This is a genomic window from Asanoa sp. NPDC049475 (assembly GCF_040676915.1).
GTDB lineage: Bacteria > Actinomycetota > Actinomycetes > Mycobacteriales > Micromonosporaceae > Asanoa.
In genome coordinates this window covers 746406-770166 of the sequence record NZ_JBFAPY010000003.1, presented here as the reverse complement: position 1 = coordinate 770166, position 23761 = coordinate 746406, and the positions used below count along the sequence as shown (strand labels likewise).

At 69.5% G+C, this 23761-nt stretch carries 23 protein-coding genes; 18 read left to right on the top strand and 5 right to left on the bottom strand.

Annotated elements, in window-relative coordinates; all coding sequences use genetic code 11:
* Window positions 1-50 precede the first annotated feature (50 nt).
* From AB0J88_RS14770 to AB0J88_RS14760, 3 genes are read left to right on the top strand one after another with little or no spacing between them, the layout of a single operon-like run.
* Window positions 51-629: a helix-turn-helix domain-containing protein gene (locus AB0J88_RS14770; RefSeq protein WP_364344744.1), complete on the top strand. Its 579-nt coding sequence runs from the start codon at window positions 51-53 to the stop codon at window positions 627-629.
* A 48-nt stretch (window positions 630-677) separates the two neighbouring features.
* Window positions 678-1898 (top strand): MFS transporter, encoded by a 1221-nt coding sequence (locus AB0J88_RS14765; RefSeq protein WP_364344747.1) that lies wholly within the window; start codon window positions 678-680, stop codon window positions 1896-1898.
* A 36-nt stretch (window positions 1899-1934) separates the two neighbouring features.
* Complete coding sequence (locus AB0J88_RS14760; protein ID WP_364344750.1) at window positions 1935-2783, top strand: menaquinone biosynthesis protein; 849 nt, start codon at window positions 1935-1937, stop codon at window positions 2781-2783.
* On the opposite strand, the gene AB0J88_RS14755 is transcribed toward AB0J88_RS14760, so the two are convergent.
* The 3 genes from AB0J88_RS14755 to AB0J88_RS14745 all read right to left on the bottom strand — a co-directional run bounded on the left by AB0J88_RS14755 (window position 2780) and on the right by AB0J88_RS14745 (window position 5719).
* The gene (locus tag AB0J88_RS14755) at window positions 2780-3694 is read right to left on the bottom strand and encodes a serine hydrolase (RefSeq protein WP_364344753.1); all 915 of its coding nucleotides are present in this window, start codon (window positions 3692-3694) and stop codon (window positions 2780-2782) included. The two genes, AB0J88_RS14760 and AB0J88_RS14755, sit on opposite strands and share 4 nt — an antisense overlap.
* Before the next feature lie 108 nt (window positions 3695-3802).
* Window positions 3803-4630, bottom strand: coding sequence for a serine hydrolase (locus AB0J88_RS14750; RefSeq protein WP_364344756.1), 828 nt, complete (start codon window positions 4628-4630; stop codon window positions 3803-3805).
* A 117-nt stretch (window positions 4631-4747) separates the two neighbouring features.
* Entirely contained in the window at window positions 4748-5719 is a 972-nt protein-coding gene (locus AB0J88_RS14745; protein ID WP_364344759.1) for a hypothetical protein, read from the bottom strand.
* A gap of 327 nt (window positions 5720-6046) precedes the next feature.
* Between AB0J88_RS14745 and paaA the strand changes: the two genes are divergently transcribed.
* Genes paaA through paaE form a run of 5 tightly spaced genes read left to right on the top strand, consistent with a single transcriptional unit; the run spans window position 6047 to window position 9636 of the window.
* Window positions 6047-7099, top strand: coding sequence for a 1,2-phenylacetyl-CoA epoxidase subunit PaaA (gene paaA / locus AB0J88_RS14740; protein WP_364344762.1), 1053 nt, complete (start codon window positions 6047-6049; stop codon window positions 7097-7099).
* Entirely contained in the window at window positions 7096-7377 is a 282-nt protein-coding gene (gene paaB / locus AB0J88_RS14735; RefSeq protein WP_364344765.1) for a 1,2-phenylacetyl-CoA epoxidase subunit PaaB, read from the top strand. The genes paaA and paaB overlap by 4 nt, the downstream gene beginning before the upstream one ends.
* Window positions 7374-8081 carry a 1,2-phenylacetyl-CoA epoxidase subunit PaaC gene (paaC, locus tag AB0J88_RS14730; protein WP_364344768.1) on the top strand — a complete coding sequence of 236 codons (708 nt, stop codon included), beginning with the start codon at window positions 7374-7376 and terminating at the stop codon, window positions 8079-8081. The genes paaB and paaC overlap by 4 nt, the downstream gene beginning before the upstream one ends.
* Window positions 8078-8542: a 1,2-phenylacetyl-CoA epoxidase subunit PaaD gene (paaD, locus tag AB0J88_RS14725; protein ID WP_364344771.1), complete on the top strand. Its 465-nt coding sequence runs from the start codon at window positions 8078-8080 to the stop codon at window positions 8540-8542. Before paaC ends, paaD begins: the two co-directional genes overlap by 4 nt.
* A gap of 2 nt (window positions 8543-8544) precedes the next feature.
* A complete protein-coding gene (gene paaE, locus AB0J88_RS14720) occupies window positions 8545-9636 on the top strand; it encodes a 1,2-phenylacetyl-CoA epoxidase subunit PaaE (protein ID WP_364344774.1) in 1092 nt (363 codons plus the stop codon).
* Here paaE and AB0J88_RS14715 read toward each other — a convergent pair.
* Together AB0J88_RS14715 and AB0J88_RS14710 are read right to left on the bottom strand one after the other, a co-directional pair.
* On the bottom strand, window positions 9624-10445 hold the full coding sequence (locus AB0J88_RS14715) for an SWIM zinc finger family protein (protein WP_364344777.1): 822 nt from the start codon (window positions 10443-10445) through the stop codon (window positions 9624-9626). The genes paaE and AB0J88_RS14715 overlap by 13 nt on opposite strands.
* Window positions 10445-13315 carry a DEAD/DEAH box helicase gene (locus AB0J88_RS14710; RefSeq protein WP_364344780.1) on the bottom strand — a complete coding sequence of 957 codons (2871 nt, stop codon included), beginning with the start codon at window positions 13313-13315 and terminating at the stop codon, window positions 10445-10447. The genes AB0J88_RS14715 and AB0J88_RS14710 overlap by 1 nt, the downstream gene beginning before the upstream one ends.
* A gap of 78 nt (window positions 13316-13393) precedes the next feature.
* On the opposite strand from AB0J88_RS14710, the gene mqnC reads away from it, so the two are divergent.
* The 10 genes from mqnC to nuoF all read left to right on the top strand — a co-directional run bounded on the left by mqnC (window position 13394) and on the right by nuoF (window position 23760).
* Window positions 13394-14584 (top strand): cyclic dehypoxanthinyl futalosine synthase, encoded by a 1191-nt coding sequence (gene mqnC, locus AB0J88_RS14705; RefSeq protein WP_364344783.1) that lies wholly within the window; start codon window positions 13394-13396, stop codon window positions 14582-14584.
* Between the two features lie 319 nt (window positions 14585-14903).
* On the top strand, window positions 14904-16073 hold the full coding sequence (locus AB0J88_RS14700; RefSeq protein ID WP_364344786.1) for a cell wall anchor protein: 1170 nt from the start codon (window positions 14904-14906) through the stop codon (window positions 16071-16073).
* Window positions 16074-16136: 63 nt separating this feature from the next.
* Window positions 16137-16829, top strand: a complete 693-nt coding sequence (locus tag AB0J88_RS14695) for a demethylmenaquinone methyltransferase (RefSeq protein ID WP_364344789.1) — start codon at window positions 16137-16139, stop codon at window positions 16827-16829.
* A gap of 185 nt (window positions 16830-17014) precedes the next feature.
* Window positions 17015-18301: a geranylgeranyl reductase family protein gene (locus tag AB0J88_RS14690; protein ID WP_364344792.1), complete on the top strand. Its 1287-nt coding sequence runs from the start codon at window positions 17015-17017 to the stop codon at window positions 18299-18301.
* A 104-nt stretch (window positions 18302-18405) separates the two neighbouring features.
* Window positions 18406-18771, top strand: coding sequence for an NADH-quinone oxidoreductase subunit A (locus AB0J88_RS14685; RefSeq protein ID WP_364344795.1), 366 nt, complete (start codon window positions 18406-18408; stop codon window positions 18769-18771).
* A 16-nt stretch (window positions 18772-18787) separates the two neighbouring features.
* Entirely contained in the window at window positions 18788-19462 is a 675-nt protein-coding gene (locus AB0J88_RS14680; RefSeq protein WP_364344798.1) for an NADH-quinone oxidoreductase subunit B family protein, read from the top strand.
* A 128-nt stretch (window positions 19463-19590) separates the two neighbouring features.
* The gene (locus AB0J88_RS14675) at window positions 19591-20292 is read left to right on the top strand and encodes an NADH-quinone oxidoreductase subunit C (RefSeq protein ID WP_364346072.1); all 702 of its coding nucleotides are present in this window, start codon (window positions 19591-19593) and stop codon (window positions 20290-20292) included.
* Window positions 20289-21617: an NADH-quinone oxidoreductase subunit D gene (locus AB0J88_RS14670; RefSeq protein WP_364344801.1), complete on the top strand. Its 1329-nt coding sequence runs from the start codon at window positions 20289-20291 to the stop codon at window positions 21615-21617. Before AB0J88_RS14675 ends, AB0J88_RS14670 begins: the two co-directional genes overlap by 4 nt.
* A complete protein-coding gene (nuoE, locus tag AB0J88_RS14665) occupies window positions 21614-22444 on the top strand; it encodes an NADH-quinone oxidoreductase subunit NuoE (protein ID WP_364344804.1) in 831 nt (276 codons plus the stop codon). Before AB0J88_RS14670 ends, nuoE begins: the two co-directional genes overlap by 4 nt.
* On the top strand, window positions 22441-23760 hold the full coding sequence (gene nuoF, locus AB0J88_RS14660; protein WP_364344807.1) for an NADH-quinone oxidoreductase subunit NuoF: 1320 nt from the start codon (window positions 22441-22443) through the stop codon (window positions 23758-23760). Before nuoE ends, nuoF begins: the two co-directional genes overlap by 4 nt.
* Window position 23761 lies beyond the last annotated feature (1 nt).

Sequence of the window (23761 nt, the reverse complement as noted above, 5' to 3'; positions counted from 1 at the left end):
GCCCCGGACCGCCGGCCAGGCATTTACGGCGGCGGTGGGACGATGTTCGTATGGCGGAGGTCGGGCAGGAGCGGCGTCAGATCACGGATCCCAAGATGATGCGGGCGTTGGCGCATCCGGCTCGGTTGGCGATTCTGGAGCACCTCAACTCCACCGGGGAGCCGACGACCGCTACCGAGTTCGCGGAGATCGTCGGGTTGTCACCTAGTGCCACCAGCTATCACCTTCGGGAGTTGGCCAAGGTCAACATGATCGAGGAGGCGCCCAGCCGGGGGGACGGGCGTGAGCGGGTCTGGCAGAGTCCCGTGCACTCCTTCCAGATCGACCTCGAGCAGGGCCGCGGCGACCCGGAGGCGCGGGCGGCCGAGGACGCGCTGATGGCCGTCTACCTCGAGCGGGACCAGGCGCGCCTGCGGACGTTCCTGTCCCGTGCCCGCGACGAGCCGCAGGAGTGGCGCGACGCCGCCGGGCTCACGAGCTCGACGATCTTCGTCACCGCTGACGAGCTCAAGACCTTCCTCGAGCAGGTGCACGAGTTGATCGACCCGCTCAAGAGGCGGCACCGCGAGGCGCCGCCGGACGGAGCCCGCACGGTTCGCGTGCATTTCGCCGCCTTCCCCGACGACTAGTCCATCGAGGGGGTTGCCCCGGCAGATGTGAAGGATTATTTTCGAAGCATGTCCTTCATATCTGCCGGTTCTTCGCGCTGGAGTGACGTCTACGTCACCGCCGGCTCACGTGCTCTGTCCATGGCCGGTGACACGCTCGCCGCCACCACACTCGCGCTTGCCCTGCAGGAGCGCGGCGCGGGCGGTGTCGCCGTCTCCGGGCTCTGGCTGGCCGCGACGACGCCGTTGGTCGCGCTCGCTCCGCTGGCGGGCCGGCTGGCCGACCGGCTTGACAGCCGCACATTGCTGGTCGGCATCGGCGTCGCCCAGGCGCTGGTCTGCACCGCGCTGGCCTTCGTCACCGCGCCCGTCGCGTTGATCGCCCTCGTCGCCGTGCTGGCATCCGGGCTCGCGATCACCAACCCGGTGTTCGCCGCGCTGGTGCCCTCGATGGTCACGCCGGACGACCTGCCGAGAGCGAGTGCGATCGGGCAGACCGCGTCGATGATCGGCATGCTGGTCGGGCCGGCGGCGGCCGGCTTCCTGGTTGGCGGTCTCGGCTCCCGGCCACCCCTGCTGATCGGCGCCGCCACGTATCTGGCCATAGCCTGCGCGGGGCTGCTGCTGAAGACCCGTCGCGGCGCCGCACCCGAAGCGGCCGCGGCAGCGGCCAAGACGGCCTGGACGCTGCGTGGCGACGGCCTGATGCTGGCCACCTTCCTGGCCTTCGGCGCCGTGGTCGCCGGCGTCGGCGGCGTCAACGTCGTCGAGGTCTTCTTCATCCGCGACACCCTGGGCGCCTCCGCCTCTGCGTTCGGGCTGGTCACCGCGTCCTGGACCGCAGGCATGGCGGCCGGTGCCTGGGTGTTCGCCAAGGCGGTCCGCCGCTTCGACGACGACGCCAACCTGGTCGGCGCGTTGCTCATCCTGCTCGGCTCGACCTGTGTGCCGGTCGTGATCAGTGCGGCCGCACCTGGTGTCTGGCTGGTCGTGCTGCTCTGGCTGGCCGGCGGCCTGCTCAACGGCGGTCTCGGCGTGTTCAGCACGATCCTGGTCTCGCGCCGGGTGCCGGAGCGGGCGCGCGGCCGGGCGTTCGCGGGGCTCAACGCGGCGGCCAACGGCGGTGCGATGTTCGGGTACCTGCTGGCCGGCGCCCTGCTCGGCCCCTTCTCGCCGCGTGCCCTGGTGTTGGGGTTCGGCCTGGCCGGAGTGCTCGCGGTGGTCGCCGTCGCGGTGCCGGTCGCGCGCGCGATCCGGCAGGAGCGCGTCACATCCCCGGCGGTCGCCTGAGCGGCATCCCACTGCTCGGGATACGGTGAGGTCACCATGACGGAGATTCGCAGACCCCGAGTCGGGCACATCCAGTTCCTGAACTGTCTTCCGATCTACTGGGGCCTCATGCGCTCGGGTGCCCTGCTCGACGTCGACCTCCACAAGGACACCCCGGACAAGCTCAACACCGCCCTGGTCGCCGGCGACCTCGACATCGGCCCGATCTCGCTGGTGGAGTACCTGCGCCACGCCGACGAGCTCGTCCTGCTGCCCGACCTCGCGGTCGGCAGCGACGGCCCGGTGCTGTCCGTCAACATGGTCTCGACCAAGCCGCTCACCGACCTGGACGGCGCCCGGGTCGCGCTCGGCTCGACCTCGCGGACCGGCGTGCTGCTCGCACAGATGCTGCTGACCCAGCGCCACGGCGTGACACCTGAATACTTCCGGTGTCCGCCCGAGCTGACCCAGATGCTGCTGGAGGCCGACGCCGCGGTGCTGATCGGCGACGCCGCCCTGCGGGCGCTCTACGAGGCTCCGGGTCGCGGCCTGACGGTCACGGACCTGGGCCAGGCCTGGCGCGAGTGGACCGGTCTGCCGATGGTGTTCGCCGTCTGGGCCGCCCGGCGCGAGTTCGCCGAGCGCAACCCCGGCCAGGTCAAAGAGGTGCACGAGGCGTTCCTGCGCTCGCGCGAGCTGTGCCTGTCGGAGCTCGACGAGGTGGCGGCCGCCGCGGCCCGCTGGGAGCCCTTCGACGCGGAGACGCTGGCCGAGTACTTCCGGGTGCTCGACTTCTCCCTGGGCGACCGGCAGATCGCCGGGCTGCGCGAGTTCGCCCGCCGTGCGGCGATCGCGGGCGAGGCGCCCGAGCTACCGGCGACCGGCCCGGCCTTCTACACCGACTAGCCTCCGGCCGCCTTGCGGAGCTGCGCGCCGACCAGCTTGCAGATCTCGGCGCCGTACGCCGGGCCTTTCTCGATCTCGTAGCGGGCCATCGCGCCGACCACCCAGCCGGTGCCGATGGCCATGCAGCTGACGTGGTACTCCTGCTCCTCCTCCCGGTCGACCCAGCCGTTCTTCGTCGCGATCGTCCTCTGCTGGTCTTCCGGGAACGCCTTGCGGATGCCGAAGTCCCCGTCGTCGCGAACCGCCCGGAGCTGGTCGAGCAGGTAGTCGGTCCAGACCGGGCCGGCCGCGCGCCCGTCGGCGATGCACGCGCCCAGTCGGGTGATGTCGGCCGGTGACATCAGGGTGCCGCTCCAGCCGCCGTCCGAGGCGGCCATGCTCTCGTGGAGGTCGCAGGTCGAGATCAACCGCCGGATCGAGTCCTCCCGACCGACGGCGTCGAAGAGTGCGTCCGCTGCCTCGTTGTCACTGTCGCGGATCATGGTCTCGAGCTGTTCGGCCTCTTCGTCGGTCGGGCGCTGGCCCCGCTCGGCCGTCCGGTGCAGGAAGTCCGCCCCGATCCACGACTTGATCAGCGACGCGGTGGTGCTCAGCGCGGTGCGGTCGGTCGGACCGGACAGCTCGCCAGTACGGGTGTCGAGCAGCGCCCACGAGTACCAGCCGCTGTGCGAGATCCTGATCTCGGTCGCCTTCACCGGCAGCGGCGAGAGCCCGGTCTTGGGTGCTGACTCGGGCACCCGGCTCGTGGCGACGGCCTGAGGAGCGATCCGCGTGCGGGCCGCCGACCGCGAGGCGAACGGTGACCCCGGCCAGAACCGTGCTCCGGCGAAGCCGACGACGGCGAGTACGCCGATGAGGGCGATGACGGTCGTGGCGCGGTGGTCCCGGCGCCGCCTATGGCTAGTGCTCACAATCAGCCCCGGATGCGCCGGACGAAGGGTGGCAGACCTTCGTTCTGTCCAAGATTCCCTGGGTCAGGTTAGCGAGCCGGCGCGGCCCGCACCCGGAAACTTGGAGATCTAGCTCGCGGCCGCGCGGAGTTGCTCGCCGACCTGCTCACAGATGTCGGCGCCGTACGTGTAGCCCTTGTTGATCTCGTACTTGGTCATCACGCCGATCACCCAGCCGTCCCCGATCGCCATGCAGCTGACGTGGTACTCCTGCTCGCGCTGCCGGTCGACCCAGCCGTTCTTGATGGCGATCTTCTTCTGGTCGGCCGCCGGGAAGGCCTTGCGGATCCCGAAGTTGCCGGTGCCGCGTACCGCCCGCATCTCGTCGAGCAGGTACTTCGTCCATTTCGGACCAGCGGCGGTGCCGTTCGCGATGCAGGCGCCGAGGCGGGTGACGTCGGCCGGGGAGAGCAGCGTGCGGCTCCAGCCACCGTCGGCCGCGACCTTGCTGTCCTGCAGCTTGCACATGGAGATCAGGCGCTTGATCGACGGGGACCCGCCGTTGGCTTCGTAGAGCGACTGCGCGGCGTTGTTGTCGCTGTCCCGGATCATCGTCTCGACCTGGGCCATCCGCGACGCGCTCGGCTCGGTGCCCTGCTCGGCCGAGCGGCGCAGGAAGTCGGCGCCGATCCAGGACTTGATCAACGAGGCGGTCGTGCTCAGGTCGGTGCGGTCGGCCGGACCAGACATCTTCCCGGTGCGGGTGTCGAGCAGCGCCCACGAGTACCAGCCGGTGTGGTCGATCTGAACGTCAGTGGCGGCGACCGGGAGGGGCTTGAGCGTGGGCTTGGGGGAGGCCGACTTGGTCGGGGGGTTGGTCGGCGAGGCGTCGGGGTCACCGGTGGCGCCGGTCAGGCCGGGCGGGGTCTCCCAGCGTGCGGCCGCGCGGGTGGCCATCGGCGAGCCTGGCCAGAGGCGTATCCCGGCGACAGCCAAAGCTGCGAGAACGACGGCTATGGCGACAACGGTCGTGGTGCGCCGGGCTCGGCGCCGCTTAGGACGAGTTGCCAACGGTCAGCCCTGGCTGCCACTGGAAGCAGGGATCTTCAGCGCTGCGCCGACCTTCGGGGTCACCAGCTGCGTCGCGGTGTCCTGACACACCTTCGCACCATAAGCCAGGCCCTTCGAGATGGGGTAACGCGTCTGCACGGCGAGTACCCAGTCCTTGCTGATGGCCATGCAGCTGATGTGCCAGTCGTTGTCGTAGACGAGCGGGGTCCAGCCGTTCTTGATGCTGATCGGGCCCTCTTTGGCGACGAGCTCCTTGGGCAAACCGTCGATGATGCCCCAGCGGCCGCCGCCGGACGTCTTCGCCTGCTGCGTGACCTTGCCCGCGACCTTGGTCATCTCGCTGAGCACCAGCGGCGTGTATTTCTTGCCCGCCGCCTTGCCGGACTGGATGCACTTGCCGAGGCGCGTCACGTCCTGCGCGGACATCTCGGTGAAGCTCCACCAGCCTTCGTAGCCGGAGATTCTTCCGAGCTGGGTGTTCTTCAGCCCGCACCACGTGATCATGCGTTTGGTCTGGGCGGTGCCGCCGCCCAGCTTGTTGATGGTGCCGGCCGCGTCGTCGTCGCTGTTACGAATAGCCCGCTGAATCATCGTCTTATAGGTGGAATCAAGCGGCTTGCCCGATTCGTCCAATTGACGGAGGTAATCCGACACGATCCACGTTTTGATCATCGACTCGGTCGAGCTCGTCTGTGACGCGCTGTTCTTCGAGCCGGAGATCTTGCCGGTCTTGAGATCCATCAGGGCCCACGCGTAGAACCCGCCGTCGACCTTGACCGACACCGGCTGGGCCGCGAGGGTCGGCTGCGGCGGTTCGACCACCTTCGGTGGGATCGTCGGGACGGGTCCGGCAGCCGTCGCAGCGGTGCCACCGTCACCGCCATCGCTGATCTTGGCGTATGCGGCGGGCACGAGCAGCACTCCACCGAGCAGCAGGGCTGCGATGGCGAGCACCATAACCACGCGTGGACGCATGAAGGGTGATCTCCGGTTGTTTTCTGGCCGGGGGGTGGCTCTCGGTAACCGATCGCAGGGGTCGGCGATCTACCGCGGTCGAGTCTACGACCGTCCGCAGGTCAATGGCACGGGTGGAAACTGCGTTAGCAGCCCGATATAACGCTGTTTGGGGGCCATTCGCCTACAGAGTTAAGGAAATCTTAGACATCCAAGTGAGGCGGGTCATTGTCCATAGTGGAAGAAATGATTTGCTGAATGCACGGTCCTGGTCACTCAGGGTGATGTCGCGCCACGGGTTTGTTACAGATGCTGGCTTGTGTGTCAGGAAGCTGTAACACTGAGGGCATGTACGGGAATGACTTCGCCGGCCCGGAAGCCGGGTCCGACGGTGGTCTCCTCGGGCAGGTCGAGGCCGCCGAGGCGGCGTTACGCGCCGCCGCACACCGTGGTCGGGTCGAGGGCGATCCGGCGGCACTTCAGGACTACTTCGACGCCGTGATCGACGCCGACCAGAAAATCGAGCCCCGCGACTGGATGCCCGACGCCTATCGGCGCGGCCTGGTCCGGCAGATCGCCCAGCACGCCCACTCCGAGATCATCGGAATGCAGCCCGAGGGCAGCTGGATCACCCGCGCACCCTCGCTCAAGCGCAAGGCGATCCTGCTGGCCAAGGTCCAGGACGAGGCGGGACACGGCCTTTATCTCTACGCGGCCGCGGAGACCCTCGGCGTCACCCGCGCGGAGCTGGTCGACATGCTGCTCGACGGCCGGCAGAAATACAGCTCGATCTTCAACTACCCCACGTTGACCTGGGCCGACATCGGCGCGATCGGCTGGCTCGTCGACGGCGCCGCCATCGTCAACCAAGTGCCGCTGTGCCGCTGCTCCTACGGGCCGTACGCGCGGGCGATGATCAGGATCTGCAAGGAGGAGTCCTTCCACCAGCGGCAGGGCTACGAGATCCTGCACACCCTCTCGCACGGCACGCCCGAGCAGCACGCGATGGCCCAGGACGCCGTCGACCGCTGGTGGTACCCGTCGCTAGCGATGTTCGGCCCGCCCGACACCGACTCCACCCACTCCGCGCAGTCGATGGCGTGGAAGATCAAGCGCTTCTCCAACGACGACCTGCGGCAGCGCTTCGTCGACATGTGCGTCCAGCAGGCTGGCGTACTGGGTCTGCGGATCCCGGATCCCGACCTCCGCTGGAACAGCGAGCGCCAGGCACACGACTACACCGCACCGGACTTCGACGAGCTGATGCGAGTGATCAAGGGCGACGGCCCCTGCAACGCCGAGCGGATGGCGCACCGGCGCCGGGCTCATTCAGACGGTGCCTGGGTACGCGAGGCGGCCGCGGCGTACGCCGCGAAGCAGGAGGAAGTGGTGGCTGTATGACAGGCGAGCCTTTGTTCGAAGTGTTCGTGCGACCGCGCCGCGGGCTGTCGCACACCCACGTCGGCAGTCTGCACGCGCCGGACGCGGAGCTGGCCCTGCGCAACGCCCGCGACGTCTACACCCGGCGCGAGGAAGGTGTCTCCATCTGGGTCGTGCCGGCCACCGCCATCACCGCGTCCAGCCCCGACGAGAAGGACTCCTTCTTCGACCCCGCCGCCGACAAGGTCTACCGGCACCCCACCTTCTACGACGTACCAGACGGAGCGAAGCACCTGTGACCACGGTCGACTACGTCCTCCGGCTGGGCGACGACGCACTCGTCACCGCCCAGCGGCTCGGTGCCTGGTACGCCGCCGGGCCGGAGATGGAGGAAGACGTCGCGCTGGCGAACATCGCGCTCGACCAGCTCGGCGCCGCGCGGCTGCTGCTGACGTACGCCGGCGAGCTCGAGGGCGCGGGCCGTGACGAGGACGCCCTGGCCTACCAGCGCGGCCCCGCCGAGTTCCGCAACTGCCGGCTGGTCGAGCAGCCCGAGCCCGACTTCGGCATGGTGATCGCCAAGCTGCTGCTGCTCTCGGCGTTCCAGCTCCCGTTCTACGAGGCGCTGGCGGGTGCCGGCGACGACCGGCTCGCCGCGATCGCCGGCAAGGCGCGCAAGGAGTCGGCCTACCACCTCGACCACAGCACACTGTGGACACTGCGGCTGGGCGACGGCACCGACGAGTCCCACCGGCGCATGCAGGCGGCCTTCGACACCGTGTGGCCGTTCGTCGACGGCCTGTTCGCCGGCGACGACGGCGGCCCCGTCGACCCGGCCGAGATGCGCAAGACGTGGACGTCCACTGTGGAAGACGTGTTCAGCCGCGCGACGCTGACGGTGCCGGCGCCGGTCGCCGAACCGACCGGCGAGCGCACCCACCTGGTCGAGCTGCTGGCCGAGATGCAGCAACTGCACCGGGACCATCCGGGAGCGCGGTGGTGACGGCCGCGCGCGAGGCGGTGGCGGGGGTCGTCGACCCGGAGCTGCGCGTGGTCACCATCGACGAGCTCGGCATCCTGCGCGAGGTCGAGACCGACGAGCGCGGCCACGTCATCGTCACGATCACGCCGACGTACACCGGCTGCCCGGCGATGGACGTCATCCGTGCCGACATCGGCGCCGCCCTGCGCGCCGCCGGGCACGCCGACCACGAGGTCCGCACCGTGTTCGCGCCCGCCTGGAGCACCGACTGGATCTCGGCCGGCGGCCGGGAGAAGCTGGCCGCCGCCGGTGTCGCACCGCCCGGCCCGGCGCGGCCGGTGGCGCTGTCGCTGGCCGTACGCTGCACGAACTGCGGTTCGCCCGACACCGAGCAGCTGAGCCGCTTCGGCTCGACCGCCTGCAAGGCGCTGTGGCGCTGCCGCGCCTGCGGCGAGCCGTTCGACGCGATGAAGGCCTACTGACGATGAGCGTGACGATCAGCCGACCGACCCGCCGGCGCCCGGTGTTCCACCCGCTGCCGGTGGCGGCGATCGACCGGCTCACCGACGACGCCGTCGCGATCACCTTCTTGGTGCCCGCCGAGCTGCGCGAGCAGTTCGCCTTCCGGGCCGGGCAGCACCTCACCGTGCGCAAGGTCGACGACGACGCGCGGCGGTCGTACTCCATCTGCTCGACGCCCGCCGACCTGGCCGACACCGGGCTGCTCCGGATCGGCGTCAAGGAGATCCCCGGCGGCGTCTTCTCCAGCTACGCGGCCGGCGCGCTGCGGCGGGGCGACGCGATCGACGTGATGCCCCCGCTGGGGAAGTTCACCTCCGCCTTCGAGGCCGGCCGGCGACGGCACTACGGCGCGATCGCCGCGGGCTCGGGCATCACACCAGTGCTCTCGCTCGTCGCCACCGCGCTCGCGACCGAGGAACACAGCCGGTTCACCGTGCTCTACGGCAACCGGTTCGCCCGCAGCGTGATGTTCGCCGACGAGCTCGGTGACCTCAAGGACCGGTACGCCGCCCGCCTGCACCTGGTGCACGTGCTCTCGCAGGAGCCCGGCGAGTCCGAGCTGCTCTCCGGCCGGATCGACGCCGACCGCCTGACCCGCATCCTCGACCGGCTCGTCCCGGCCGGTGAGGTCGACGAATGGTTCCTGTGCGGGCCGTACGGGCTGGTCACCGACGCGCGCAACGTGCTCGCCGGCCACCGCACCGTGCACACCGAGCTTTTCCACGTCGACGAGGCTCCCGAGCCGCCCCGGCGGCCCAGCACGGCCGACGACGCCGCGCCCGTCGAGGTGTCCGTGCTGCTCGACGGCCGGGTCTCGACCCTGCGGATGCGCCGCGACGAGCGGGTCCTCGACGCCGCGCTGCGCGTGCGCTCCGAGCTGCCGTTCGCCTGCAAGGGCGGGGTGTGCTCGACCTGCCGGGCGCGGGTGGTCGAGGGCGAGGTCACGATGGCCCGCAACTATGCGCTGGAGCCCGACGAGCTCGAGCGGGGCTACGTGCTGACCTGCCAGTCGAGCCCGGTCACCGACAAGCTGGTCGTCGACTACGACGCTTGATCCTCGCCGAGATCCCGGTAGACGGGCCGGAGCAGGTCGACCAGGGGAATGTGCCGCACCCGCACAGCCGGCGGATCCAACACGCGCAACAGCAGCTCAGGGGGTGCGGTCGACCCTCCGGGCAGTTCCTTGAGCTTCGCCAGCGACACGCCCGGTTGGTAGAAGTCGTCGACGCGCAGCGGGCGGTCGGGCACCTCCAGCGGATCGACCGGTGGTTCCTCGACGACCGGCCCGCGCAGCGCACCCAGCAGCTCCTCGCGAGCCCGACCGCGCCAGGCCAGCACCAGGAACGGGTCGTCGTCGAAAGCCTCGGCGAGCAGATACAGCACCGCCGACAGGTGCTTGCAGGGAAAGCCCCAGTCAGGGCAGGAGCACTTCATGTCGAGCTCCGCCGGGAACAGCGGCAGCCCGAGGTCGTCGAAAACGGTCACGATCTGCGTCGGCATCTCGCCGGCCAGCAGCTTGGCCCGGAACACCGCCTGGTGTGCCAGCGCCTCCTCGACGCGGGTCCAGGCAGCCCCGTCGAACACCGGGATCTTGACTTCCACCTGGTACGGCTCGGCGCGCGAACCCTGCACGCGGGCGCCCAGCCGGCCCGGCTCCAGGTCGAGGTTGAGCACCTGGCCCTGGCGCGCGTACCGGCGGCCCCGGTCCAGGCGGCCTTTGTCGCAGATGCCTTCGAGGATGTCGATGAACCGCCGGGACCACCACTCCTCGCCGATCGTGCCGCGGCGCGAGCGAGCCTTGATGCCGCCCTCGACCTTGATGGTCTTGCCGCCCTCGAACCAGCCGTCGGGACCGATCGGCATCAGCCCACCGCCTTCGGGTCGAGCGCGAACAGGTCGCGCAGCTCCTCGGTGGACAGTTCGGTCAGCCATTCCTCGCCGGTGCCGACCACCCGTTGCGCCAACGCCTTCTTGCGCTCGATCATCTCGTCCACCCGCTCCTCGATCGTGCCGGTGCAGATGAACTTGCGGACCTGCACGTTGCGCGCCTGCCCGATCCGGTACGCGCGGTCGGTCGCCTGGTCCTCGACGGCGGGATTCCACCACCGGTCGACGTGGATCACGTGGTTGGCCGCGGTCAGGTTGAGCCCGGTGCCGGCCGCCTTGAGCGACAACAGGAAGATCATCGGCTCCGGGTCGTTCTGAAACCGGGTGACCAACTCGTCCCGGCGCTGCTTCGACAGTCCACCATGGAGCCAGAGCACCGGCCGGTCGAGGTGCGCGGCCAGATAAGGCTGGAGTAGCGTGCCGAACTCGGCGTACTGCGTGAAGACCAGGCCCTTGTCGCCCTCTTCGACGATCTCCTCGGCCAGCTCCTGCAACCGGGCGAGCTTGCCGGACCGGCCGGCCAGCTTGGACCCGTCGCGCAGCAGGTGCGCCGGGTGGTTGCAGACCTGCTTGAGCCGGGTCATCGCGGCCAGCACGTTGCCCCGGCGCTCGATGCCCGCGCTAGACCCGATCTTGTTCATCATGTCGTCGACGACCGCCTGGTAGAGAGCAGCCTGCTCGGTGGTGAGCGGACACCAGACCTTCATCTCCAGCTTCTCGGGCAGGTCGGAGATGATGGTCTTGTCGGTCTTGAGGCGCCGCAACACGAACGGCCCGGTAGCCCGCTTCAACGCGGCGGCGGCGTCCTCGTCCTGCCGCACCTCGATGGGCTCCTGATAACGCCGCCGGAACGTCTTGGCCGGCCCGAGCAGCCCCGGGTTGGCGAAGTCCATGATGGACCATAGCTCGGCCAGATGGTTCTCGACCGGCGTGCCGGTCAGCGCGAGTCGGGTGCCAGCCGGGATGGCCCGCACAGCCTGTGACTGGCGGGTCGCCGAGTTCTTGATGGCCTGCGCCTCGTCGCACACCACCCGACCCCATTCGACCTGCCGCAAAGCGTCGAGATCCCGCAAGGCCGTCCCGTACGTGGTGATCACCAGATCGGCGTGCCCGAGCCGCCCGACGTCCCGCGTCGCACCGTGGTGCACGTAGACGTCGAGCGAGGGAGCGAACTTCTCGGCCTCCTTGCGCCAGTTGCTCACCAACGACATGGGACAGACCAACAGCGTCGAGCTTTTGACGCCGCGTTCCCGCTCCGCGAGCAGGAGTGCCAGTGTCTGCGGGCTCTTCCCCAGGCCCATGTCGTCCGCGAGGATGCCGCCGATGCCCAGGCGCGAGAGGAAGTCGAGCCAGGACAGGCCGCGTTCCTGGTACGGGCGCAGCGTGCCTTGGAAGGATGGCGGCGTCGGGGTCGGTTGGAGGCGGTGGTCCGCGTCCCCGGAGAGCAGGTCGCCGAGCCAGCCGTCCGCGTCGACCGCGACCAGGGGCAGGTCCTCCTCGCCGCCCGCGGCGACCTGGCCCAGCACCTCGGCGACGGTGAGCTCGCCCGTGCGGTGCTGCTCGACCGCCCGGATGGCCGCCGTGAGCTGGCGGTCGTCGAGCTCGACCCAGCGGCCCTTGACCCGCAGCAGCGGCACCTTCAGGCGGGCCAGGTCGTGCAGGTCAGCCGCGCTGATCTCCTCGTCGCCGACCATCAGGTCGACCTTGAAGTCCACCAGTTGGTCCTTGCCGACACCCTGCGCGGCCAGCGCCTTGCCGCCGTTCGCCGTCGACTTGGTGCGCGTGGTCAGCTTCAGGCCGAGGCTCTTGCGGCCCGCCCAGGCCGGCAGCTGCACCCCGTAACCGGCGGCTTGCAGCAGTGGAGCGGCCTGGCGCAGGAACGTGAACGCCGCGGCGGTGTCGAGGATGCTCTCCGTGGGTTGCGCTTCGCGGAGTGCTTCGTCCAGCGGCGGGAACAGCCGGACCGCCCGGCCGAGGCCGGCGAGCAGGGTCTCGTCGGGGCGCGCGGGCAGGCCGGGCACACGCTGACCGGCCCAGATCACCTCGGCGGGTACGTACAGCGACGGGTCGTCGACCGACTGCAGCGCGAACTCGAGGTCCCAGCGGTCGGTGGTCGGCAGCGGCTCGACCAGCCGGAAGCACACCCGTACCGGCTCGTTGGCCTGGTGCGCCGCGCGGTGCCACGCGTCCAGCGCGGTGCGCAGCGCGGCCAGCTCGGGGCGTTGCGTGGTCGTCGCGGTGACCGACGGGTCGTCCGCCGTCAGGGCGCGCATCCACCGGTCGGCGACCGGCGCCTTCGGCCCGGGGCGGTGGCCGAGCAGCAGCCGCTCCGGCAGGGCGCGGCGGGCGGCCGCGTCGGTGAACGCGTCGAGCAGCTCGCGCAGCACCTGGCCAGGCGGCGCGGCGTCGACGGCCCGGACCGCGCCCGGCATGGCCGCTGCCAACTCCCGGAAGGCGGCGGCGTCGCGGCCGGTGAGCACCGGTCGCCAGCGGGCCGCGTGCGCGCCGTCGGCGGTGACCAGGGCGGGAAGCAGTCGACCACGGTTGAACAGCCCGTTGGCGTACGCGGCGACGACCGCCAGGTAGCGCAGGTCACTGCCTGGCGTCCAGTCCAGATCGTCGAGATCGGCGAGCAGTTCCAGGGCCGGCCCCGGACCGAGCAGCACAACTGAGACGGGCCACGAAGCCAGCGTGGCGTCGGCGGGCGGTTCGTCGGAGGCGGGGACCGGTCGGCCGTCGGCCGTCGGCAGGGCGAGCGTCAGCGTGGCGGGCTCACCGGGCACGTCTGGCAGCGCTTGCTCGCCCCACAGACCTAGCCGCCCGCCGGTCCAAACGCCGTGAATCACCAGCACCCCCTACGCGACGCTCGACACTACCCGCGCGGTCCGGCGTGCGGCCTGATCGGCGCGGGCTAGGCTCGGTCCGTGGATAACCGGCGGGAGATCGACGAGGTTCTGCAGCGGGGCGCCGACGGTGGGCGGATCACCGCCGAGGAGGCGTTGCTGATCTACACCGAGGCGCCGTTTCATGCGCTCGGCGAGGCGGCCGACGCGGTGCGTCGTCGCCGCTATCCGGACGGCATCGTCACGTACCTGATCGATCGCAATATCAACTACACGAACGTCTGCGTGACGGCCTGCAAGTTCTGCGCCTTCTTCCGGGCGCCGAAGCACGCCGAGGGTTGGACCCACCCGACCGAGGAGATCCTGCGTCGCTGCGGCGAGGCCGTCGAGCTCGGCGCCACGCAGGTCATGCTCCAGGGCGGGCACCACCCGGACTACGGCGTCGAGTACTACGAGGAGCTGTTCAGCTCCGTCAAGGCCGCCTATCCGCAGCTGGTCATCCACTCGATCGGCCCGTCGGAGATCCTGCACATGGCCAAGGTCTCCGGTGTGTCGCTGGAGGAGGCGATTTCCCGGATCAAGACGGCCGGTCTCGACTCGATCGCCGGCGCCGGTGCGGAGATGTTGCCCGACCGGCCGCGCAAGGCGATCGCGCCGCTCAAGGAGTCCGGCGCCCGCTGGCTCGAGGTCATGGAGATCGCGCACGGGCTCGGCCTCGAGAGCACCGCGACGATGATGATGGGCACCGGCGAGACCAACGCCGAGCGAATCGAGCACCTGCGGATGATCCGCGACGTGCAGGACCGCACCCGCGGCTTCCGGGCCTTCATCCCGTGGACCTACCAACCGGAGAACAACCACCTCAAGGGCCGGACCCAGGCGACCACCCTGGAATACCTGCGGCTGATCGCGGTGGCCCGGCTGTTCTTCGAGACCGTGCCGCACCTGCAGGCGTCGTGGCTGACCACCGGCAAGGACGTCGGCCAGCTCGCCCTGCACATGGGCGTCGACGACCTCGGTTCGATCATGTTGGAGGAGAACGTCATCTCTTCCGCCGGTGCGCGGCATCGGTCCAACTTGCACGAGCTGATCTGGATGATCCGGTCCGCGGGCCGCATCCCGGCGCAGCGGGACACCCTCTACAACCACCTGCGGGTGCACCACACGCCGGCCGACGACCCGACCGACGACCGCGTGGTCTCGCACTTCTCGTCGATCGCGCTGCCGGGTGGCGGCGTCGGCACGGCCCTGCCGCTCGTCGAACAGCACTGAAAACGTTTCATCGACGGGCTTCGGCAACATTTCGGCAACGGTCAGCACACGATTGGTACCGCCTGCTAGCGGGCGGTTTTCGACGGTCGATAGCGTCCCTGACGTCGCGAGAACGTGACCACACGCATCGCCCATGAGACGCCGACCGCGAGGCGGTCGTACATATAGAGCCGAGGCGGGATGGGAAACCATCCCGCCTCGGCGTTTTTCTATCCGATCACGCTCTAGCGCACTCCAACCGGCTGTGGTTACCGTGCGCTGTTCCCATTCCCAGCTGTCCCACAGGCAACTTCTGCCTCACAGCCCCCACGAGGAGCCGATGAACACGCGCTTGCGCGCCGTGGTCCTCCGCGCCGGTGCGGCCGCCGCTCTCGCGGTCGGCCTGGTCGCCGTCGCCGCTGGACCGGCGCTCGCCGCCGACGGCCCGGACGTCGCCGTCACCCCGATCAGCCTCCACCTCGCCAAGGGCGTCAAGGAGGCGAAGGCCAAGCCGTTCCAGGTTGAGTTGCGCAACTTCGGCAACGCCGCCGCCAAGGACGTGTCGGTCAAGCTCGACCTGTCCGGGCTCAAGGGCAAGGTCGGCTACGTTACGCCGGACGGCTGCACGAAGTCGGGGCCGGCCGCGTACGCCTGCCCGATCGGTGACATCGCCGCTGACCAGGACGTGGTCATCGGCATTCCGCTCTTCAACGCCAACGGCAAGAAGGGCGACGGCGGCTTCTTCTCGATCATCGCCATCGTTCCCGGCGACACGAACGAGGAGAACAACTCCGCGGACGTCGACGTCACCGTCGAGCCGAAGAGCTACGACCTGACGGTCTGGGCGCAGGACATCTACGCCGAGGTGGTCGCCGACGGCGACGAGGCCGGCGAGGAGACCCGCACCCCGGTGCCGCCGGGCGGCACCGCGCCGCTCGACTCGGCGATCTTCAACCACGGCAGCAAGCGCGTGGTCGGCGTCGGCTACTCGGTCAAGCTGCCGGAGGGCGTCACCTTCGCAAGCGTGCCGGGCAACTGCATCGAGTGGGAAGACGTCAACGGCATCATCTGCGAGGACGACGAGATCGTGCTCAAGCCGGGTGAGGTGCTGCTGCCGGAGATCAGCGTCAAGGTCGCCGACGACGCGAAGGCCGGCGTGATCACGGACGGCATCATCGACGCCCGCGCGCTCGAGCCTGGCGCGACCGACCCCGAGCAGCCCGGCGACGAAGCGCGCGCGGCCACCGCCGAGCAGCGCAAGGAGCTCACCGACGCGGACGAGGCCGACAACCAGGCGCGCTTCGACATCTTCGTCGGCGCGGCCGCGACAGGCGAGCCGAGCACCCCGCCCGGTGGCGAGCCCGGCGAAGGCGGCGGCGGTGGCCTCCCGGTGACCGGCGCCAAGGCCGGCATCATCGGTGGCGTCGGCGCCTTGGTCGTCGTCGCGGGTGTCGTGCTGTTCCTCGTCGCCCGCCGGCGCCGGATCGTCACGGTGACCCCGGACAGCTGACGGACAGGCAACATCCTCGGCCCGCTCCCGACCAGGGAGCGGGCCGAACCATAGAGTGGCCGGGTGACGCGAGCCAACCTGGACAAGCAGCCGCACGAGGTCGCCGAGATGTTCGACGGGGTGGCCGAGCGGTACGACCTGACCAACACCGTGCTGTCGTTCGGCCAGGACCGCGGCTGGCGGAAGGCCACCCGCGCCGCGCTCGGACTCCAACCGGGGGAGAAGGTGCTGGACGTCGGCGCCGGCACCGGTGTCTCCACCGAAGAGCTGGCCCGATCCGGCGCCTACGCGGTCGGCGCGGATCTGTCGGTCGGAATGCTGCGCGCCGGCCGGCACACCAGGCCGACCGTTCCGCTGCTCGCCGGCGACGCATTGGCGCTGCCCTTTGCCGACGCCACCTTTGACGCGGTCACCATCTCCTTCGCGCTCCGCAATGTCGTCGACACCCGCGGCGCACTGCGCGAGCTGGCCCGGGTGACCAGGCCCGGCGGCAGGCTCGTGGTCTGTGAGTTCAGCCACCCCACCAACTTCACCTTCCGCACCATCTACCTCTCGTATCTGATGCGGTCACTCCCCGCGGTCGCCCGTCGGGTGTCCAGCAACCCGGACGCGTACGTCTACCTGGCCGAGTCGATCCAGATGTGGCCTAACCAGCGAGATCTCGCGGCACGGATCCAGGAGACCGGATGGGGTGCCGTCGGCTGGCGGAATCTGTCGGGCGGAATCGTCGCGCTGCACCGCGCCATTCGCGAATGAGCATTTTTCAGAAATGTCGGATTGGCGAATCGGACATCGATCGACAACTCGGTTCTGCTCCGAGAGTTAGGTATACCTAACCGGCCGCCCACAGTATCCCCGGTTCTAGACTCCAAACAGGGGAGCTTGTGAAGCATTTCACGAGCCCCCGAGGAGCGAAAACAGCCGGAACCCGAGGGGGAGTCGTGGTAGCCGCCAGCAGGGACAACGACGCCGACGTGATCGTCGTCGGCGCCGGACCGGGTGGCTCCACGACCGCGTACCACCTGGCCCGGCACGGCGTACGCGTGCTGGTCCTGGAGAAGTCGCAGTTTCCCCGCGAGAAGGTCTGCGGCGACGGGCTGACCCCGCGCGCGGTCAAGCAGCTGATCAAGCTGGGCCTCACCGCCGACGGCTCCTTCGAGGAGCAGGGCTGGCTGCGCAACAAGGGCCTGCGGGTGATCGGCGGCGGCGTGCGCCTCGAGCTCGACTGGCCGGACCTCGCCAGCTACCCCAACTACGGCCTGGTGCGCACCCGCTTCGACTTCGACGACCTGATCGCGAAGCAGGCCGTGAAGGCCGGCGCCGACCTGCGCACCGGAGTGACCGTCACCGGCCCGGTGCTCGACGACACCTACCGCGCGGTCGGCGTGACCGCCGAGGGCGAGGGTGGCGAGCCGCTGGAGTTCCGCGCGCCGCTGATCATCTCGGCCGACGGCGTCTCCGGCCGCTTCCCGCTCGCGCTCGGGCTGGCCAAGCGAGAGGACCGGCCGATCGGCGTGGCCGTCCGCCGCTACTACCACTCGCCGGCCAAGCACGACGACGACTACCTCGAGTCCTGGTTGGAGCTGCGCAGCAAGGAGGGCGGCGACCGCCTGCTGCCCGGCTACGGCTGGATCTTCGGCATGGGCGACGGGCGGGTCAACGTCGGCCTCGGCGTGCTCAACTCCTCGGCGGCGTTCGGCAAGACCAACTACCGGCGGATGCTGACCGAGTGGCTGGGCGCGACGCCGCCCGAGTGGGGCATGAACGACGAGGCCAACGCCGACGGCCCGATCCTCGGTGCCGCGCTGCCGATGGGCTTCAACCGCGTGCCGCACTACACCCGCGGTGTCCTGCTGGTCGGCGACTCCGGCGGCATGGTCAACCCCTTCAACGGCGAGGGCATCGCGTACGCGATGGAGTCCGGTGAGCTCGCGGCCGAGGTGGTCGCGCAGGCGTTGGGCCGCACCGGTCTCGACCGCGAGCGCGCGCTGGCCGCGTACCCGACCGAGTTGAAGGCCCGCTACGGCGGGTACTACCGGCTCGGCAACATCTTCGTGAAGCTGATCGGCAACCCGCAGATCATGCGGGTCGCCACGAAGCACGGCATGCCGCACCCGACGCTGATGCGGTTCGTTCTCAAACTGCTGGCCAACCTGACGGATCCTCGCGGTGGCGACGCGATGGACCGGGTCATCAACGCGATGACCAAGGTGGTGCCAGCCGCATAAGCACGGCAACTGGGCCCGACCCCGCCAAGCGAAGGCCTGCACAACGGTGAATACTCAGACGCTGATTCTCGACAGAGGGCAGGAAAGGACGAGCAGGGAAGACCATGACGCTCTCGCCGTACGCACCGATCCTGGGGCTGTTCGCCCTGGCTGCCTTCTTCGCGCTGTTCTCCGTCGCGTCGGCCCGGATCGCCGGCCCGCGCCGGTACAACCGGGCCAAGCTCGACGCATACGAGTGCGGCATCGAACCTAGCCCGCAGCCTGTTGGCGGCGGCCGGTTCCCGATCAAGTTCTACCTGACGGCGATGCTGTTCATCGTCTTCGACATCGAAATCATCTTCCTGTACCCGTGGGCCGTGAGCTTCGACTCGCTCGGGCTCTTCGGGTTCGTCGAGATGGTCATGTTCATCGGCACCGTGTTCATCGCCTACGCCTACGTCTGGCGTCGCGGCGGCCTGGACTGGGACTGAAGGGAGGCACGCCAGCATGGGTATCGAAGAGAAACTTCCCGCGGGCGTTCTGCTCACCTCCGTGGAGAAGCTCGTCAACTGGTCCCGCAAGTCGTCGGTCTGGGGCGCCACGTTCGGCCTGGCCTGCTGCGCGATCGAGATGATGGCGGCCGGCGGCCCGCACTACGACCTGGGTCGCTGGGGCATGGAGGTGTTCCGTGCGTCGCCCCGCCAGGCCGACCTGATGATCGTGGCCGGCCGGGTGTCGCAGAAGATGGCGCCCGTGCTGCGGCAGATCTACGACCAGATGGCCGAGCCCCGCTGGGTGCTCTCGATGGGTGTCTGCGCGAGCAGCGGCGGCATGTTCAACAACTACGCCATCGTGCAGGGCGTCGACCACGTCGTGCCGGTCGACATGTACCTGCCCGGCTGCCCGCCGCGGCCCGAGATGCTGATCGACGCGATTCTTAAGCTGCGCGAGAAGATCAACCACGAGCCGCTCGGCCCCAACGGCCGGCGCATGCTCGAGCAGCGCAAGGAGCGCGGTGACGTTCCGCTCGTGCCGTACGGCTCGATGCCTTCGTCCTACCGCAACGACAAGGCCCGGCGCGCCGAGTGGACCCAGGCGGTCCGTGACGGCCGCGAGGAACAGCTGCGGATCGAGAACTGGATGAAGGAAGAACGGCACCTCCAGGGAGGTGGACGGTGGTGACGACCAGTCCCGACAAGGACCCGGTGACCGACGCTCAGCAGCACGCCGAGCGCCCGAAGCCGGCGGACGAGTCGGCTAACCCGACCAACCAGGACCCGCAGGCGCCCAGCGCCAAGCCCGGCGGCGGCGTGCCTGTGCAGGCCACTCCGGTCGGCGCGACCACAGGCGCTCCGGCCGAGCTTCCGCCGTCCTCTGTGGCCGGTCGTGGCATGTTCGGCATCTCCGGCTCCGGTGACACCTCCGGCTTCGGCGGCCTGGTCCGCCGGCGGGTCGGTGCCGGTGGGAGCGAGCGCCCGTACGGCGGCTACTTCGACGAGGTCTACGACGCGCTGGCCGAGGCCTTCCCGGGTCTCGACGACGCCATCGAGAAGGTGGTCGTCGACCGCAACGAGCTGACCCTGCACGTCAAGGCCGAGCGGATCCTCGACGTCGCCCGCGCGATGCGCGACGACGAGTCGCTGCGCTTCGAGCTCTGCTCCTCGGTGTCCGGTGTGGACTACCTCGGCTCCGACGAGCGCCGGCTGCACGTGACCTACCACCTCGCGTCGATGACCTACCGGCGCCGGGTGCGGCTCGAGGTCGCGGTCGGCACGGAGCACCCGCACGTCCCGTCGGTCACGCCGGTCTACCCGACCGCCGACTGGCAGGAGCGCGAGACGTACGACATGTTCGGCATCATCTTCGACGGCCACCCCGGTCTGACCCGCATCCTCATGCCGGATGACTGGGAGGGCTACCCGCAACGCAAGGACTACCCGCTCGGCGGGGTTCCGGTGGAGTACAAGGGCGCCGAGATCCCACCCCCGGACCGGCGGAGGAGCTACCAGTGAGCACTAACCCGACTTACGCCACCGAGCGCGAGACGTCCGAGGGCAAGGTCTTCACCGTCACCGGCGGCGACTGGGACACCGTCGTCAGCGGCACCGACCCGGTCAGCGACGAGCGCATCGTCGTCAACATGGGTCCGCAGCACCCGTCGACGCACGGCGTGCTGCGGCTCATCCTCGAGCTCGAGGGCGAGACGGTCCGCGAGATGCGGTCGGTCGTGGGCTACCTGCACACCGGCATCGAGAAATCGATCGAATACCGCAACTGGGTGCAGGGCACGACGTTCGTGACCCGGATGGACTACCTCTCGCCGATCTTCAACGAGACCGCCTACAGCCTGGCGGTCGAGAAGCTGCTCGGCATCGAGGACCAGATCACCGAGCGGGCGTCCACCATCCGCGTGCTGATGATGGAGCTCAACCGGATCTCGTCGCACCTGGTCTGGCTGGCCACGACCGGCATGGAGCTGGGCGCGATCTCGATCATGTTGTACGGCTTCCGCGAGCGCGAGTACATCCTCGAGATCTTCGAGATGGTCTCGGGCCTGCGAATGAACATGGCCTACGTGCGCCCGGGCGGCGTCGCGCAGGACGTGCCGGACAGCGCGATCAAGAAGATCCAAGAGTTCCTCACGATGATGCCGAAGCGGCTCAAGGAATACGAGGACCTGCTCTCCGGCCAGCCGATCTGGACCGAGCGCACCCAGGGCGTCGCGGTGCTCGACGTGACCGCCTGCGTGGCGCTCGGCGTCACCGGCCCGGTGCTGCGTTCCGCCGGCCTTCCGTGGGACCTGCGCAAGACCGAGCCGTACTGCGGCTACGAGAACTACGAGTTCGACGTGCCGACCTCCAACGACGGCGACGTGTGGGGCCGTTACCAGGTGCGGCTCGCCGAGATCCGTGAGTCGCTGAAGCTGATCGAGCAGGCACTGGACAAGCTCCGGCCCGGCCCGATCATGGTCGCCGACAAGAAGATCGCGTGGCCGGCGCAGCTCGCGCTCGGTGTCGACGGCCTCGGCAACTCGCTGGAGCACGTCGCCAAGATCATGGGTCAGTCGATGGAGTCGCTGATCCACCACTTCAAGCTCGTCACCGAGGGCTTCCGGGTGCCGCCCGGCCAGGTCTACGTGGCGATCGAAGGCCCGCGCGGGGAGTTGGGCGCCCACGCGGTGTCCGACGGCGGCACCCGGCCCTACCGGGTGCACTTCCGCGAGCCGAGCTTCGTGAACCTTCAGGCGCTTCCCGCGATGGCCGAGGGCGGCCTGATCGCCGACGTCATCGCCGGCGGCGCCTCGCTGGACCCCGTGATGGGTGGGTGTGACCGATGACGACGCCAACGACGGTCTTCGACGAGGAGATCCGGCAGCGGGCCCGGGAGATCCTGGCCCGCTATCCGGCCGACCGCACCCGGTCCGCGCTGCTGCCGCTGCTGCACCTCGTGCAGTCGGTCGAGGGGCACGTCTCCCCGGCCGGCGTGGAGTTCTGCGCCGAGGTGCTGGGCATCAACAAGGCCCAGGTCGGCGCGGTCGCGTCCTTCTACACGATGTACAAGCGCCGCCCGACCGGTGACTACCTGGTCAGCGTCTGCACCAACACGATGTGCAACGTGCTCGGCGGCCAGGAGGTCTACGACACCCTCAGCGAGCACCTCGGCGTCGGGCACGACGAGACCACCGCCGACGGCTCGATCACGCTGGAGCACGCCGAGTGCCTGGCGGCCTGCGACTACGGCCCGGTCGTGACCGTCAACTACGACTTCTTCGACAACGTCACCCCCGGTGCCGCGGTCGACCTGGTCGACGAGCTCCAGCGCGGCAACCGCCCGCAGCCCAGCCGCGGCGCCCGGCTCTGCACGCTCAAGGAGATGTCGCTCCAGCTGGCCGGCTTCCCGGACACCCGGGACGACGCGGTCGCCGACGGCGTGGCCGGCGCGGCCACCCTGCGCGGCCTGCACCTGGCCCAGGAGCACGGCATCGCGGTGGCCGGCTTCAACCCGGACACCCCGATCAAGAAGAAGGAAGACGCCGGCTCGGGCAAGGCAGCGGCGCAGGCCGGTGCCGCCGCCAACAAGCCCGCGAGCGACGCCAAGCCGGCCGGCGACGCGCCGAAGCCGCAGGAGGACAAGCTCCGCGGCGCCAAGGAGGCGAACAAGTGACCACCACTCCTCGGCGGGAAGTTCTCGAGAAGCTCACCCCGGTCCTGACCAAGCGTTGGCTCTCGCCCAACGCCTGGACGATGAAGACCTACGAGCAGCTCGACGGCTACGCGGCGCTCAAGAAGGCGCTCAAGGCCAACCCCGACGACCTGATCCAGCTCATCAAGGACTCGGGCCTGCGCGGGCGCGGTGGCGCGGGCTTCCCGACCGGTCTGAAGTGGGGTTTCATCCCGCAGGGAGACGGCAAGCCGCACTACCTCGTCGTCAACGCCGACGAGGGCGAGCCCGGCACCTGCAAGGACCTGCCGCTGATGACGCACGATCCGCACTCGCTGATCGAGGGCGTCATCATCGCCTCGTACGCCATCCGCGCCGAGCGGGCGTACATCTACATCCGCGGCGAGGCGGTGCACGCCGCCCGCCGGCTGCGCAACGCGGTCGTCGAGGCGTACGACAAGGGTTACCTCGGGCAGAACATCCTCAAGTCCGGGTTCAACCTCGACGTCGTGGTGCACAGCGGCGCCGGCGCCTACATCTGCGGTGAAGAGACCGCCCTGCTCGACTCGCTCGAGGGCTTCCGCGGCCAGCCCCGGCTGCGTCCGCCGTTCCCGGCGACCCACGGCCTCTACGCCTCGCCCACGGTGGTCAACAACGTCGGCACCATCGCCAGCGTGCCGTACATCGTGCTCGGCGGCGCCGACTGGTGGAAGACGATGGGCACCGAGAAGTCGTCGGGTCCGATGATCTACTCGCTGTCCGGCCGGATCAACAACCCGGGGCAGTACGAGTGCTCGATGGGCATCACGCTGCGCGAGCTGATCGAGCTCGCCGGTGGCATGCAGCCCGGTCACGAGCTGCGCTTCTGGACCCCGGGTGGTTCGTCGACCCCGCTGCTCACGGCCGACCACATGGACGTGCCGCTCGACTTCGAGGGCGTTGCGGGTGCCGGCAGCATCCTCGGCACCACGGCGACGCAGATCTTCTCCGACCAGGACTGCCCGGTCTACGCGACGTACCGGTGGCTGGAGTTCTACCACCACGAGTCGTGCGGCAAGTGCACGCCGTGCCGCGAGGGCAACTACTGGATGGTCCGGGTCTACCAGCGGATCCTGAGCGGTCAGGGCACCCACGAAGACCTCGACACGCTGCTCGACACCTGTGACAACATCCTGGGCCGCTCGTTCTGCGGTCTGGGCGACGGCGCGACGAGCCCGGTGACGTCCTCGTTGCAGTACTTCAAGCAGGACTACCTCGACTACATCGAGGGCCGGACGGCTCCCCGGCTGTCCGAGAAGGCTCTCGTGGGGGCGCACTGAC